Consider the following 15,434-nt stretch of genomic DNA (forward strand, 5'->3'; position numbering starts at 1 on the left):
TCCTTAAATTTTTCTCTACCATTTATACGAAAGCAGGGTGAAAAAGTTTCATTCTAAATATCCAAAGATTTTTAAAGGGATTTATGAAATTTTATAGAATATATGAATAATGGAAGCGTTTACATTTAAAAGTGAAAAGAGGGAATAAAATGAAACTAACTAACTTTATTAATGGCAATTGGCAAGACTCCGAGGGTGCAGATTATACACCAGTGGTAAATCCTGCAAATGGGGAACAGCTATCAGAGGTGAGGCTATCTACGGAAGAAGATGTAAATCTTGCGGTAGAAGCCGCAGTAAAAGCACAAAAAAAATGGGCACTCGTTCCTGCACCTAAACGTGCAGATTATTTATATGAAATTGGTAGGATAATGAAAGAAAAGAAAGAGCACCTTGCTCAAGTGTTAACAAAAGAAATGGGAAAAGTAATTGAAGAGGGACGCGGAGAAGTTCAGGAAGGCATTGATATGGCGTTTTACATGGCAGGAGAAGGGCGCAGATTATTTGGAGAAACAACCCCATCGGAATTGGCAGACAAGTTTGCGATGAGCGTCCGTTCACCTATTGGAGTAGTGGGGCTCATTACACCATGGAATTTTCCAGTGGCAATTGCTACGTGGAAATCCTTTCCCGCTATAGTGGCAGGAAATGCATTTATTTGGAAACCGGCAACGGAAACTCCGATGATGGCATATGAAATGGCTAAAATCTTTGAGGAAGCCGGACTTCCACCTGGAGTGGCTAATGTCGTTTTTGGGTCAGGTTCTCAAGTTGGGAAAGCTATGATTGAACATCCAGATGTAAAGGTAATCTCGTTTACTGGTTCTACAGAAACAGGGAGTAAGGTAGCCGAGCTTGGTGGTCGTCACTTAAAGAAAGTTTCTCTTGAGATGGGTGGAAAGAATGCAGTAATCGTCATGGAGGATGCAGACCTACCATTAGCAGTGGAAGGTATTTTATGGAGTGCCTTTGGAACAGCGGGACAAAGATGTACAGCATGTAGCCGAGTTATTGTGCATAAAGATGTAAAAGAAGACTTAGAAAAAATGCTCCTAGAACAAATGGAAAAACTAACGATTGGCGATGGACTAGATGAAACGGTGAAAATTGGTCCAGTTATTAATAAAAATGCTCTGGAAAAAATCCATTCCTATATAAAAATTGGACAAGATGAAGGGGCAACTCTCCTAACTGGAGGGGAAATATTAAGTGGGGGTATGTTGGCAAAAGGAAATTATTATGCCCCTACGTTATTTACAAACGTGAAGCCAAATATGCGAATAGCGCAGGAGGAGATCTTTGGTCCGGTTGTTTCCTTGATAGAAGTAGGTTCTCTAGAAGAAGCAATTGAAGTAAATAATGGAGTGAAATTTGGATTATCCAGCTCAATTTATTCGAATGATGTCAACAAAGTATTCCGTGCACAGCGTGATTTAGATACTGGAATTGTATATATTAACGCAGGTACAACAGGCGCAGAAATTCACCTGCCTTTTGGAGGAACAAAAGGGACTGGAAACGGACATCGCGATTCAGGGGTAGCAGCATTAGATGTTTATACAGAATGGAAGAGCATATATATAGACTACAGTGGGAAATTACAACGCGCACAAATAGACACAGAATAATAGGGGGAAAATTATATGATAGTTGCTGTATTAGGTGCAGGGTTAATGGGGAAAGAAGCAGCTCGCGATTTAGTGTTAAGCCCAAACGTGGATAAGGTTCTTTTATGTGATCTAGATGTAGGTCAAGCGAAGATGTTTAAGGAAAGATTGCAAAACTCCAAGATTGAAGTTTTAAGACTAGATGCTAACGAGGATGATAGCATACGCAAAATCATGAGAGAAGCGGATGTAGTTATAAATGCATTATTTTATACATTTAACGAAAAAATAGCGCGGCTTGCTGTAGAAGAGGGAATCCATTCTATTGATCTGGGAGGACATATTGGAGGAGCAACGGATCACGTATTAATGCTTCATGAAAAAGCTAAAGCTAAGGGGATTACTCTAATTCCAGATTTAGGTGTTGCTCCTGGAATGATTAATATATTGGCTGGATACGGAGCTTCCAAACTTGATGAAGTGAATGCTATTCGTTTATATGTCGGTGGAATACCAGTTGAACCAGAGGGGATTTTTGGTTACAATATTGTATTTTCATTGGAAGGGGTCTTCGATCATTACACAGATGCTTCACATGTCGTGAGAGAAGGGAAACTTCAGGAAATTCCTTCACTTTCAGAAGTAGAACCGATTACTTTTGAAGGATATCGTGAACTGGAGGCATTTCATACAGCAGGTGGGACTTCAACTCTACCTAAATCTTTTCCGAATGTGGATACACTTGAATACAAAACGATTCGATATAAAGGACATGCAGAAAAATTCAAACTGCTCGTAGACTTAGGGCTAACAAACAAAAATACAGTTGTTAATGTGAATGGCAATATGGTAAAGGCTCGAGATGTATTAAAGGAAGTCCTAACACCTCAGTTGTTACTCGGGGATAAAGAGGATGCAGTATTGCTGCGGGTAATTGTAGAAGGTTTAAAAGATGGGATGCCTACAAGCTTCACTTACGAACTGGCGACCAAAAAAGACTCCCTTTCAGGTGAAACAGCAATGGCTAGAGCTACAGCAAATACGATTTCCATTGTTGCGCAAATGATTGGAAACAACGTCATCAAAAATCGTGGAGTATATCCTCCTGAATTAATCGTTCCTGGCGAATTATATATAAGAGAGATGGCAGCAAGAGGCGTAGAAATAAAAGAATCTAGTACTAGAGGTGAGTAAAGATGAACTTTGACTTCTCAGAGGAACAAGTACTGTTGCGCAAAACAGTTCGGCAGTTTGTAGATCATGAAATAATTCCTCATATGGCAAAATGGGAATTAGACGGTGCATTTGATCCTGCCATTTGGAAAAGACTCGCAGACCTTGGATTGATGGGTGTTTGTATACCTGAAAAATATGGTGGCAGTGGAATGGATTATAATTCACTTGCTATTGTTTGTGAGGAATTGGAGCGCGGAGATACGGCTTTTCGGACGGCAGTTTCTGTTCATACCGGTTTAAATTCCATGACCTTAATGCAATGGGCAACAGAAGAGCAGAAGGTAAAATATTTGTTGCCACAAGCAAATGGTGAAAAAATTGGAGCGTTTGGTTTAACAGAACCAGGTGCAGGTTCAGATGTAGCTTCGATGTCTACAGTAGCAGTGCTTGATGGTGACGACTATATATTAAATGGCCAAAAGACATGGATTTCTCTTTGTGATGTGGCTGATCATTTTATTGTTTTTGCTTATACCGATAAATCTAAAAAGCACCATGGTATTAGTGCGTTTATCGTGGAGCGTACACTGGGCGGATTTTCATCTAAAGCGATTAAAGGTAAATATGGTATTAAGTCAGGAAATACAGGAGAGCTATTTTTTGACAATATGCGGGTGCCAAAAGAAAATCTTCTTGGGAAAGAGGGAGAAGGATTTAAGATTGCCATGTCAGCCCTAGATAATGGTCGATTCACAGTAGCAGCAGGAGCTGTTGGACTTTCAATAGCTTGTTTGGAAGCAAGTGTGAAGTATAGCAAAGAACGTCAAACGTTCGGAAAAGAGATTGGCAGACATCAGCTTGTTCAACAGATGATTGCTAAGATGGAGGCCGGACTTCAAATGAGTCGCCTTCTCGTATACCGTGTAGGCGAACTAAAAAACAAAGGTGTGCGCAACACAAGAGAAACATCTCTAGCAAAATGGCAGGCATGCGATTTTGCTAATAAGGCAGCAGATGATGCGGTGCAAATACATGGTGCATATGGATACTCCGATGAATATCCAGTAGCTCGATATTTGAGAAATTCTAAGGCTCCAGTTATTTATGAAGGAACGCGAGAGATTCATACAATTATGCAAGCAGAGTACGTCCTCGGTTACCGAGAAGACAAAACGCTAAGCAATATGCTGCCGAAGTGGCCATTTGACGAATAAAGCTTTAGTAGCAGCATGACCATAAAAAAAGCTCCCGAAAAATCTATTCGGCAGGAGCTGAACTTTAATATAACCCAGTACTTATAACTAGGCCGCTAAGTGATAGGAGTTAATTACTATATAATTTATAACACTAAGCGTGCTAATCGGGAGGAACAAGAATAATAATTGCCTCTGTTTGCTACGGATGAATTTAAAAGTTATAATATGAATATATATTGGTAAACTATATTAGAAAAATATTAAGTCTGAAAGTGGCTATTTTAGTCACTTTCTTTGTTTTTTTATAAAGTAAAGGTTTCATCAGTATTTGTTTTTTTATAGTTGGTTCTATAAGATTAGCTTAAATGGAAGAAAGAAGGTGTTCCTTATTGGATACAGATTATGAATTGGTAGTGGAGAGCTGTTTACTTGCAGGACGGTTAATGATGGAAAGTGGTGCTGAAACGTATCGAGCAGAAGATACGATGGACCGCATGGCTATTTCACAGGAACTTACGCAATCTCAAAGCTTTGTCACTCCAACCGGGATCATTTTTAGTGGGAATAAAAACCTTCCAACAAGATTAGTACGAATAAATGCTAGAACGACGGATTTAGGTAAAATCGCCTCCGTTAATAATGTATCTAGAAAATTAGCTTTTAGAGACATTACAATTGAAGAGGCATATAGCGAGCTTAAACAGATTGAAGATGAACATAAAACCTATCCATTTTGGATTCAAATAGTTGCAGCGGCAATTGCTTCAGGTGCATTTCTTTTATTATTTTCCGGAAAACTAATAGATGTACCTACTGCTTTACTTGCAGGAGGAATTGGTTATGCAATAGCAGATCGGTTAGAGATAAGGACGAGGGTTAAATTTTTTGCGGAATTTTTTGCGGCGTTTGTGGTTACTGTCATTGCAACCATTTCAGTTGCCACTGGTTTGGGGAGTGAAATAGATACTATCATTATTGGTTCTGTTATGCCACTTGTTCCAGGTCTACTCATCACCAATGCAGTCCGCGATTTAATGGCTGGTAGTTTTGTGTCAGGTCTATCCAAGGGAGCAGAAGCTTTCCTCACAGCGTTTGCAATTGGAGCCGGAGTCGCGCTAGTACTATCACTGTAGGGAGGATTCAAATTGATATATGTAGTTCAAGGTATTTTAAGTTTTATAGCAGCCGCAGCATTTGGAGTAGTATTTAACGCACCTAAGAAATCGCTGTTTTACTGTGGAGTAGTGGGCATGACCGGTTGGATTGTTTATATGTATGTGAACTCGTTAAATCAGGATCAGGTGAGTGCATCGTTTGCAGGGGCCTTCACCGTTGCATTCGTATCCCATATAATGTCCAAAAAATTTAAAATGCCGATGATTATTTTTAGTGTTGCAGGAATCATTCCATTAGTCCCTGGAGGCACGGCTTATAATGCCATGAGAAGTGTTGTGGAAAAAGATTATGCATTAGCTCTTGAATTTGCTTCTCTAGCTTTACTGATTTCAGGTTCGATTGCAATGGGCTTAGTATTTGCTGAAATTATTACACAGCTTTGGACGAAAGCAATTCTAAGATTAAAAACAAAACCGTGAGCAAAGAGACTTTGTCTTTGCCCGCGGTTTTTAAATTTTCAAGTCCGCGAGTATATCACCAATGAGCGCTGGTAATCGAAGAATGAAAGCGAGTAACCGAATGAATACAGTGAGTAAATGCTCAGCGACCGCAAGTAAATTACCTAAAAAATAATGTAAAAAAAGTCTGCCATGGGGACAGACTCTTTAAATGTTTCCTATTTTATAGCATCTTTTCTACTTCTTCTGCGGAAATTGGCGGGCTAATGTAATAGCCTTGGACTGCGTCACAGCCGACTCGTTTAAGTAGAGCAAACTGTTCGGCACTTTCAACACCTTCCGCGACCACTTGAAGGTCTAATGATTGGCCAAATTGCACCAAACCTTGAACAAGCTTCTCGAGTTTTTCGTGTTTAGTTACAGAATTTATGAAAGATTTGTCAATCTTCAACTTCCCAATTGGTAACATTTGCAAGTATCGTAAAGAAGCATAGCCCGTTCCGAAGTCATCTAACACAAAGACGATTCCATCTTGCTGCAGCTTCTGTATTTGCAGAACAATTGCTTTTTCTGCTTCTGCTTCGAGTGCAAATTTTTCCGTAAACTCAATTTGGATAAGTTCTGGAGAACATTTGTACTTTTCAAGTACTTTTCGAATGGTCTTTACCATATTTTTATCTCTAAATTCGCGAATAGAAGAGTTAAAGCTCACTTTGATAGGCATTCCTTTTTGAGCCCAAATAGAAGCTTGCTCACAAGACTTTTCTAACATAAACTGACCAATCTCATTGATCAATCCTGTCTCCTCAGCGATAGGAATTAGTTCCTCTGGTGAGACCGTGCCCAATACACTATCTTCCCATCTAACTAATGCCTCTACAGAAGTTATTTCTCCAGTTTTGACATCTTGTTGAGGCAAGAACATGACATGTAAATCGCGATGATTCAATGCTTCTAATAATCGTTTTTCAATTTGAACCTTACGAGAAAGTTTTGAATGGTCAGATTTGGAAAGAGTCGCAATCATACTGCCTCCCTCTAATTTAACCTTTTGAATTGTATTAGTAGTTGCTTTTAACAAATGGAGGTAAGATTGCTGATCTTCCGGATACCTTGTAATTGCTCCACTAACAGTAATCGGGATTATTTTGCTGTCTAAATAGATTGGATTTTGCTTTAAATAATTGGCAAATCCTTGGATATACCAGTCACTTAAAGGAGTGACTATTGCAAAATCATCTCTACCGGATCTTGCTATAATAGAATCTTCAAAGTAAATTTTTAATCGTTTAGTGAACTCATTTAACATTTTTGTTTCTGTTTGATCATTAAAAATTTCTTTTAACGTATAAAATTGATCAATGCCAATGAACACAAAAGAAAATGATTTTTTTTCATTAATATATTCATTTACTACTTCTTCTAGACGATGTCTGCTTAGCAAACCTGTTTCTGTATCTACATAAGCTATTTGTTCAAGTTTAGTCTGCATTAATTTTTTTTCTGTTATTTCATCTTCCAATAATAAAAAGTAAGGAGTATTATTTTGAGTATTGTGGACTGGAATAGCGAGTAAATTCACCCAAAAAGTAGTTCCGTCTTTTGTAATTTTCTCCACGGATCCTTGAAATACTTTTCCATCTCGAAGACGCGTAATTATTTGGTTCCCAATTGCCATATGTTCAGGGGTGTCCGGGAGTAACTGCCAAAATGATTTTCCGACAATTCGTTTAGGAGTCCAGGCACTCTTTTTCAAAAACTTATCATTCGCATGCATGATTAGTCCCTCGGGATCTATATAGACGATCATGTAGGAATTAGACAATCCTTTTTTTATGAGTTGAAGCTCATGAAAAGAAGATGCTTCCATGAGATCCTTTGTATCTGTTTTAATCTGAAATAATACATAGCGCGTGTCTTGCCATGAAAAGGACTTTGCGACGATGGAAGTTTTTATAGCTATTCTATCTTTTGTATATAGAACTACAGGACTAATCTCAAAGGGATCCTCTGTTTGTAAAATAGTTTCCCAATTTGCAGTTATGTGACCTTGTGTATAGTCTGTAAAAAATGGTACATCCATGTCTTGTAAATCATTAATAGAGTATCCAAACTGTTTTACTGCTTCTTGGCTACACCAGACGATCTTGCCTTTGTTGTCCGTCATAAAACTCGGTGTCGGCAAATGTTGAAAAAAGGTGTTGCCTAGGTCTAAAGATTCTTCCTTGAGAAACATATACAGGGCCTCCTTAAATAGTCTAATATTTTTTTATTTCGTTTCTAAAAGTCATTAGTATAATACCATATATTCATTTATTTATAAACAGGTGGGTAAAAAGTACTTTCGAAAGTGGTGTGTTTAATTGATAAAAAATGATTTTTCAAGGTCCAAAGGTATACTGCTTATAATTCTTGGGTCTATACTATGGGGTGCAACCGGACCCATGATGGAATGGATATTAAATAATACAAATTTGTCTGTTTCCTTTTTTTTGACGGTCCGCTTAATAACGGCAGGTTTATGCATACTATTTTTTCTCTCCATAACTGGTAAGCAAATATTTCTGATATGGAAAGATATTAGTTGGCTTAAACAATTAGTTGTTTTCAGTGTGCTAGGAATGTTAGGTGTTCAATATACATTTGTTGCTGCAATTGAAGCAAGTAATGCATCTATAGCTACATTGCTTCAGTTTCTAGGACCTGTCTATATCATTTTATTTTTATCTTGGAAGAACAAAATATTTCCACCTAAATATCAGATTATAGGTATTATCGGTACGCTAATCGGTTTGTTTTTGTTGTTAACGAATGCAAATGTAAAGGTATTATTAATAAGTAAAGAAGCTTTACTTTGGGGCTTAGCGGTAGGGGTAGCTTTTTCCATTTATACCGTCTATCCCGCTCGATTAATGAAAGAGTGGGGAGTTCTTCTTATTGTAGGTTGGGGAATGTTAATAGGAGGGGTAGTGCTAGCAGGAGTTACCCAAGTATGGAAATCAGATGAATGGACTCATCTTACTGTATTTCCTATAAACTTGATCGTTGTAATTATTATACTAATAGGAACCATTGCGTTTATCTTGTTTTTGTCGAGTATGAAATACATAACAGCGGTGGAAACAAGTATACTTTCTAGCATTGAGCCATTAACCGCGATGATTATATCAGTATTCTGGTTTGGACAAATACTTGGATCATGGCAATATATTGGAGTAATTATTATGCTTCTATTTGTCACCTGGCTCTCTATTGCAGGAGAAATTAAATGGATGCGTAAAAGTAAAAGGTGACTTTCAAAATATTAAGTCATCTTTTTCTATGTCTTCAGAAGAGTTTATGGCATAATAGGTTTTACAAGAATTAATTCGAGTATCGAAGAATCTAGGGGTGTTTTAATTTTGAAGACAATTCTTTCTTATTTATTTCCATATAAAATATTGGTTATTGTCGCTTTAGTGTTGATGTTAGTAGAGCTTTCCGTAGAGCTTGTTCAACCATTGCTAATCGCTATAATAATTGATGATGGTATTTTGGCTGAGGACCAGCAAGCTATTATTCTTTGGGGAAGTATCATGCTGGGGATATCTTTTTTGGCATTCTTAGCAGGAATTATTAATACATATATCGCTTCTCATATTGTGCAAAGTTATGGGTTTGATATACGTCAGGCATTATTTAAAAAAGTGCAAGCCTTTACAATGGCTACTTTTTTAAAGTTTCCAACAGCTAGTTTAATCACACGTTTAACTACTGATGTGACAATTACACAAAATTTAATTTTTATGGGATTACGTATTATGCTTCGAGCGCCTTTACTAGTCGTGGGAAGTATTATTATGTCCTTTATAGTGAATCCATACTTGGCTATGTTCTTAGTAATAGGTGCTCCATTTTTAGTTGTATTCTTATACATAATGAGTAGGAATGGCTTAAAATTATTTAGTAAAGTTCAAAAAAGGGTAGACCAGGTCACAAGGAAAATACAAGAAAATTTACAGGCGGTACGCTTAATAAAAGCATATTTGCGTGGTAATTTTGAGTCAAGTCGTTTTGCATCTGTTGCAGATAATTTAAAAGTGGATAATGTTAAAGCATTCCGTATCATGGAGTTAATACTGCCTGTATTGCTCTTTGTAATGAATGTCAGCTTATTGGCAGTATTATGGTTTGGAGCAAAAGAAATTCAAACGGGTGACGTGGAATTAGGGGAGCTAGTAGCTATTATTAACTATGCGATGCGTATGACAGGTGCCTTTTCTATGTTTGCTTTCATTATTATTTTCTTCTCTAGAGCAAAAGCATCATCGGAACGGATGGAGGAAGTGCTCAAGGTCGAGGAGGGCATTGAAATTATTAATGAAGACTCAGAAGGGACGACTCCGGGAATAGGAGAAATTGAGTTTCAGCATGTGTCATTTCATTACCCAACGACAGATTTACCTGTATTAAAAGGCGTCTCCTTTAAAGTGCAACCAGGATCCAAGCTTGCGATTATGGGAGCTACTGGTTCTGGAAAATCAACGCTTCTCAATTTAATCCCGAGGTTTTTCGATACAACAGAAGGAACTATATTAATAGACGGAATCGATGTTAAAGAATGGCCACTTAAAGAGTTAAGAAAGATAATTGGACTTGTTCCTCAACAATCTATTCTTTTTACGGGAAGTATAGAAGAAAATCTTGGTTGGGGAGATCAGGCGGCGACGGAAGAGTTGCTGAGAGAAGCAGCTAACCAAGCGCAAATTCATGAATCTATCGAACAATTCCCAGAACAATATAATACGAGAGTAGGGCAAAAGGGAGTCAATCTCTCTGGAGGTCAGAAACAGAGATTATCCATTGCACGTGCACTCGTAAGGAAACCAGAAATATTATTATTAGATGATAGTACAAGTGCATTAGATGTTTCAACAGAAAATGCGTTGTGGGAAGCTCTTGAAGAAGAAAATGCAACGATGCTTGTTATTACCCAGAAAATCCGAACTGCAAAGGGTGCAGATCATATTTTACTATTAGAAGAGGGCCAGGTATCTGCTTATGGAACTCATGATGAGTTGATGAAGGACTCCACTCTTTATAAAGCAATAGCGGAATCACAACAAGAGGGGGGCGAACATGATGAACTTCATTCGTAAACCTTTCGGCTATGAGCCAATTATTACTAAAGAAGATTTACAGAAAGACCATAAAAAGAAGGTGGATAAAGCTTCCGATTGGAAGGGTGTTTTAAAGGGGATTTGGAATTTAGTAGACGAACAACGTTTTCTATTAGTCATCGTTCTTCTGATGGTAGTTGTCAGCTCGGCATTAGCTTTAGTTGGACCATATCTAATCGGAGTAATTGTGGATGACCATATCTCCAAAAGTATATTTGTCGGTCTTTCCAAAATAATTGGAGTATTACTTTTCGTTTACTTGTTTTTCTCTATTGCTACTTATTTGCAAAGTTATTGGATGATCGGCATTTCTCAGCAAACAATATTTAGACTTCGTACAGGATTATTTGAACATTTACAGAAGCTCCCCGTGTCCTTTTTTGATAAACGCCAGCACGGCGAGTTAATGAGTCGTATGACAAATGATATTGAAAACGTTAGTCAAACTTTAAATTCGTCCTTTATCCAAGTATTTTCAAGTATTCTAACTTTGGTTGGGACAACAGTTGTCATGCTTTTATTGAGTCCGCTTATGACCTTAGTGACGCTTATCATTGTGCCTTTTATGTATTTTGCAATGAGATGGATAACGAAGCGTACCTCAAAATTATTTAAGGAACAGCAAAAAGCAGTCGGTGAACTAAATGGAATGATTGAAGAAACAATTTCTGGTCAACGAATTGTAAAAGCCTTCTCACAAGAAGGAAGAATGCTAGAAGAGTTTGCTATTAAAAGTGAGCGCTTAAAGAGAACTGGATTTTGGGCTTTAACTTACTCCGGTTTTATACCAAAAGTGATGAACTTATTGAATAATACAAGTTTTACACTAGTTGCTGCTGTAGGTGGGTTATTAGCCTATTATGGGCATGTGACAATAGGAGAGATTGTTATTTTTACGGAGTATTCAAGGCAGTTTACTCGTCCATTAAATGATTTAGCTAACCAATTCAATACGGTATTGTCTGCAATTGCAGGTGCGGAACGTGTTTTTGCTATTATGGATGAGCCAATTGAGGACGACGCTGCTCTAGACAATACAGATTATGTATTGAAAGGAAATGTAACATTTGAAGATGTAACGTTTTATTACAACAAAGATGATGAGTCTCCGACTATTTCCAATGTATCTTTTCATGTGGATTCAGGGAAAACTGCCGCATTAGTTGGCGCAACAGGAGCTGGAAAAACGACCATTATGCAGCTGCTAGCGCGTTTTTATGAAGTAAATGGTGGACGCATATTAGTAGACGGGATTTCTATCGATGAGTTGCCTAGACATACACTACGAAGTCAAACGGCATTTGTTTTACAGGATCCGTTTTTGTTCGAAATGACGGTAAGAGAAAATATTAGATATGGCAAATTAAATGCTACGGATGAAGAAGTGTTACACGCTGCTAAAGAAGCGAATGCACATGATTTCATCATGAAATTACCAAATGGCTATGACACCATTTTATCAGCTGATGGTGGCGAAATTAGTCAAGGTCAAAAGCAGTTATTATCCATTGCACGAGCGCTAATTGCAGATCCAGCAATACTATTATTAGATGAAGCAACATCGAGTATAGATACTGTGACCGAGATGAAAATCCAAGAGGCACTTGAACGACTAATGGAGGGAAGAACGAGTTTTGTAATAGCCCATCGACTAAATACGATACGCCAAGCTGATTTAATATTCGTGATGGAAGCTGGAAAACTAATCGAGTCGGGTACACAAGATGAGTTGTTGCAAAAGAAAGGCAAATATTATAGTATGTTAACGAATTCAAAGACTTAAGGAGAAATAAATGAATATATCTATAATGACTGTGTCCTTTCCTTTAGACGAGGAGACAATGGAAGAAATAACGGAATTGATAGTTGAGGCAGAAAACATGGATAAAGTGGATTATACTTCTCTGCTAAATGTAGGGGAGCTATCCGACTTCTATACAAAGGGTTTTTGCATACTAGCCTATGAGGACGATAGCGACCGTTTGGTTGGCGTGTTAGCGTCCATTGATCGAATAGCGACACTCGATTTTGAATGGAGTAGTGTTGTGCTACCTGGTGTTCGGAGATTAGGGATAGGCGAACGACTGGTAAGAGAATTGGGCAAAAATCTAGAAGTAAGAGCAGCTGTTTCAGATATCGCTTTAAATCCAGAAAGCTCGGAAGCAGGTAAGCAGCTACTGCATAAATTTGGATATGCTTTTGATTTTCAAGAGCGAACAATGGTAGCAGCTACGATGAGAAAAGTGGAAATAGAAAGTGAAGTCGAAGTATTAGAATACACCAAGGAAGAGTCAGAGGTCGTTGAAGTTTTAGTAAGTGCATTTGGCGACACGGAAGAAGAATCTAAAGTGTTAATTGCTTTTAATACTCAAACGCCAAATCGTCATTTGATGGTTGCTTACTTACAGGGTGAAGTAGTCGGAACAGTTACTGTAGTTGAGGAAGGCGAAAAGCTATGGGTGACAGGGGTTGCTGTTCATGAAAATGCACGTAATAATGGTGTGGCGACATCCTTATTAAACTGGAGTAAAAACGAAGCTAATCGAATGGGGAAAACATCGGTCTATTTGGATGTAGAAACTGATAATACTCAGGCATTGTCTATTTATGAAAGAGCTGGATTTACGACAGTGAGTAATACTCATTTTTATACAAGAAGTTTGCTAAATTAGGCAATGTTAAAATAGGTTGCTGATATTGAATAGAGAGGGCTTGGAGAACTTCCAAGCCCTTTTCTTGTGTTTACTAAGGCATGTCGTTAGAAATTATATTATTATTTTTGATACTAGTAGGAGAAAAGCAAGGTTTTTCTATTATTTGGGGAGATTTAGTTGCCATGAAACTCCGAAACGGTCATTTAGCCAACCAAACTTTTTACTAAAACCATAGTCACCTAAAGGCATGAGTGCTTGTCCACCTTCGTTGAGTGATTGATAAAGATCGTTCAGTTCCTCTTCCGTATCACATGTAACAAATATTGAGACTGAAGGAGTAAAAGAAAATTGATGTTTCACATGACTGTCAATACACATAAATTCTTGCTGTTTTAAAGTAAAAGTAGCCTGCATTACCGTTCCTTCTTTTCCAGATTCATTAGGTCCGTAACGAACAATACTTGTAATTTGAGAATCCTCGATAAGGTTTGTGTAATAATTCATCGCTTCTTCTGCATTGTCATCTTGAAACATTAAGAATGTCGCTAACTTTTCCATTTAATCTACTCCTTTTCATATCAATCCTCTAAAGTATAAATCAATTCTTATAAAAATATCCATAATCGATTAATTAACCTTTTTCTTAAACAGCGTCTTCAATTAAATAGAACAGAGAGGATAATCATTTCTTCAAGATAAGAGGTACAAATAGAGGAAAAGACTTTTGCTATATAGAATATAAAAAATGAGGAGGGAAGATAATGTTCATCGTTAATGTTGAAGGGGCAATCTACCAAAATGATAAGTGGCTGTTAATAAGAAGGAGTGAAAAAGAAGAGCACGCAGGAGGGTTATTATCTCTTGTTGGAGGTAAGGTAGAGAAAGATGGGATATCTTCCAATATATTAGAAGAAACGCTAAAAAGAGAAATTTCAGAAGAAGTGGGTGTACAGGTTTCCAATCTTAGGTATGTTAATAGTACTTTATTTGTAACTGATACGGGTTTAACTGTCGTAGACATTGTTTTTCTTTGCGAGCATGAATCTGGCATACCTTATGCTAAATGCCTGGATGAGGTGAGTGAAGTTTATTGGGTATCGACAAAGGAAATTTTAGATAATCCAAACTTGCCAGTTTATCTGAAAGCAAATATTAAATTGGCATATAAACTTCTCCATTCATAGTGTATTAGACAGGGAAGTACCTGGAGAGACTTAGACCATGGTATAGAACCTTTCGCAGACAGAGGATATGAATTTATAAAAGAGTTAGCTAATACATATAGTAACAAACTAATTATGGATTGAGGTGAAAGGATGTTTTTAAGAAGAATTGAACTCCAAAGAGATAATATTTCATCTTATAATCAGTATCCATTTTCTATACCATCTATCAAAAACTTAGATCAACTAGATTTACACAACAAAGTTACTTTTTTTGTAGGAGAAAATGGATCGGGAAAATCTACTTTGTTAGAAGCTATAGCAGATAAATGTGAATTCAATACGGCTGGAGGAGGAAGAAATAACTTTTACGAGGTAGATGCATCAGAATCATCACTTGGAGATTATATAAGGCTCTCCTGGCTTCCAAAAGTAACCAATGGCTTCTTTCTTCGTGCGGAGTCATTTTATAATTTTGCGACTCATATAGATACACTGGGAACTGGTCCTTACGGCGGGAAATCATTACACCATCAATCTCATGGAGAGGCATTTTTCTCGCTTTTCTCTAATAGATTTAGAGGTAGAGGTATTTATTTGCTAGATGAGCCGGAAGCGGCTTTATCACCAGCACGTCAGCTAGCGTTTCTAAGAATTCTACATGACTTAGTACAAGAAGATGATAGCCAATTTATCATCGCCACACACTCACCTATTTTATTAGGTTACCCGGAAGCTGTTATTCTAAGTTTTGACAACGGGGAAATTACAGAAATAGAATATGAAGAAACGGACCATTTTCAACTGACGAAATACTTTTTACAAAATAGAGAAAAGTTTTTGAAAGACATTTTAGAAGAGGAATAAAAGCTGGTGATTTGTGCTTTCTTATACAAAAAACAAAG

The 15,434-nt window shown here is 37.4% G+C and carries 13 protein-coding genes; 11 read left to right on the top strand and 2 right to left on the bottom strand.

From position 1 onward, the window contains the following. Window positions 1-149 precede the first annotated feature (149 nt). From MKX53_RS02530 to MKX53_RS02550, 5 genes are all read left to right on the top strand, one after another. Complete coding sequence (locus tag MKX53_RS02530) at window positions 150-1,628, top strand: aldehyde dehydrogenase family protein (RefSeq protein ID WP_340908823.1); 1,479 nt, start codon at window positions 150-152, stop codon at window positions 1,626-1,628. 15 nt (window positions 1,629-1,643) lie between these two features. Next, entirely contained in the window at window positions 1,644-2,801 is a 1,158-nt protein-coding gene (locus MKX53_RS02535; RefSeq protein WP_340908825.1) for a saccharopine dehydrogenase family protein, read from the top strand. Between the two features lie 2 nt (window positions 2,802-2,803). Beyond that, window positions 2,804-3,997 carry an acyl-CoA dehydrogenase family protein gene (locus MKX53_RS02540; RefSeq protein ID WP_340908827.1) on the top strand — a complete coding sequence of 398 codons (1,194 nt, stop codon included), beginning with the start codon at window positions 2,804-2,806 and terminating at the stop codon, window positions 3,995-3,997. Window positions 3,998-4,344: 347 nt separating this feature from the next. Then, complete coding sequence (locus tag MKX53_RS02545; RefSeq protein WP_093535941.1) at window positions 4,345-5,112, top strand: threonine/serine exporter family protein; 768 nt, start codon at window positions 4,345-4,347, stop codon at window positions 5,110-5,112. A 12-nt stretch (window positions 5,113-5,124) separates the two neighbouring features. Continuing rightward, the gene (locus MKX53_RS02550; RefSeq protein WP_093535939.1) at window positions 5,125-5,574 is read left to right on the top strand and encodes a threonine/serine exporter family protein; all 450 of its coding nucleotides are present in this window, start codon (window positions 5,125-5,127) and stop codon (window positions 5,572-5,574) included. 202 nt (window positions 5,575-5,776) lie between these two features. Here the strand turns inward: MKX53_RS02550 and MKX53_RS02555 are convergent, their stop codons facing one another. Then, window positions 5,777-7,789, bottom strand: coding sequence for an EAL domain-containing protein (locus MKX53_RS02555; RefSeq protein ID WP_340908830.1), 2,013 nt, complete (start codon window positions 7,787-7,789; stop codon window positions 5,777-5,779). A gap of 130 nt (window positions 7,790-7,919) precedes the next feature. Here MKX53_RS02555 and MKX53_RS02560 point away from each other — a divergent pair, with 130 nt between their 5' ends. The 4 genes from MKX53_RS02560 (at window position 7,920) to MKX53_RS02575 (ending at window position 13,384) form a co-directional block, all read left to right on the top strand. Beyond that, window positions 7,920-8,846, top strand: a complete 927-nt coding sequence (locus MKX53_RS02560; protein ID WP_340913217.1) for a DMT family transporter — start codon at window positions 7,920-7,922, stop codon at window positions 8,844-8,846. Window positions 8,847-8,954: 108 nt separating this feature from the next. Next, window positions 8,955-10,691 carry an ABC transporter ATP-binding protein gene (locus MKX53_RS02565; RefSeq protein WP_340908832.1) on the top strand — a complete coding sequence of 579 codons (1,737 nt, stop codon included), beginning with the start codon at window positions 8,955-8,957 and terminating at the stop codon, window positions 10,689-10,691. Further along, window positions 10,675-12,495 carry an ABC transporter ATP-binding protein gene (locus MKX53_RS02570; protein ID WP_340913220.1) on the top strand — a complete coding sequence of 607 codons (1,821 nt, stop codon included), beginning with the start codon at window positions 10,675-10,677 and terminating at the stop codon, window positions 12,493-12,495. Before MKX53_RS02565 ends, MKX53_RS02570 begins: the two co-directional genes overlap by 17 nt. 10 nt (window positions 12,496-12,505) lie before the next feature. Continuing rightward, the gene (locus MKX53_RS02575; RefSeq protein ID WP_340908833.1) at window positions 12,506-13,384 is read left to right on the top strand and encodes a GNAT family N-acetyltransferase; all 879 of its coding nucleotides are present in this window, start codon (window positions 12,506-12,508) and stop codon (window positions 13,382-13,384) included. Window positions 13,385-13,525: 141 nt separating this feature from the next. Here MKX53_RS02575 and MKX53_RS02580 read toward each other — a convergent pair whose 3' ends face one another. Beyond that, window positions 13,526-13,924 (bottom strand): VOC family protein, encoded by a 399-nt coding sequence (locus tag MKX53_RS02580; protein WP_093535929.1) that lies wholly within the window; start codon window positions 13,922-13,924, stop codon window positions 13,526-13,528. 203 nt (window positions 13,925-14,127) lie between these two features. On the opposite strand from MKX53_RS02580, the gene MKX53_RS02585 reads away from it, so the two are divergent. Together MKX53_RS02585 and MKX53_RS02590 are read left to right on the top strand one after the other, a co-directional pair. After that, window positions 14,128-14,550 carry an NUDIX hydrolase gene (locus MKX53_RS02585; protein WP_340908834.1) on the top strand — a complete coding sequence of 141 codons (423 nt, stop codon included), beginning with the start codon at window positions 14,128-14,130 and terminating at the stop codon, window positions 14,548-14,550. Between the two features lie 132 nt (window positions 14,551-14,682). Then, window positions 14,683-15,396 (top strand): AAA family ATPase, encoded by a 714-nt coding sequence (locus MKX53_RS02590; RefSeq protein WP_093535925.1) that lies wholly within the window; start codon window positions 14,683-14,685, stop codon window positions 15,394-15,396. Window positions 15,397-15,434: the final 38 nt, after the last annotated feature.

The sequence above is a fragment of the Psychrobacillus sp. FSL K6-4615 genome (assembly GCF_038008225.1).
Lineage (GTDB): Bacteria > Bacillota > Bacilli > Bacillales_A > Planococcaceae > Psychrobacillus > Psychrobacillus psychrotolerans.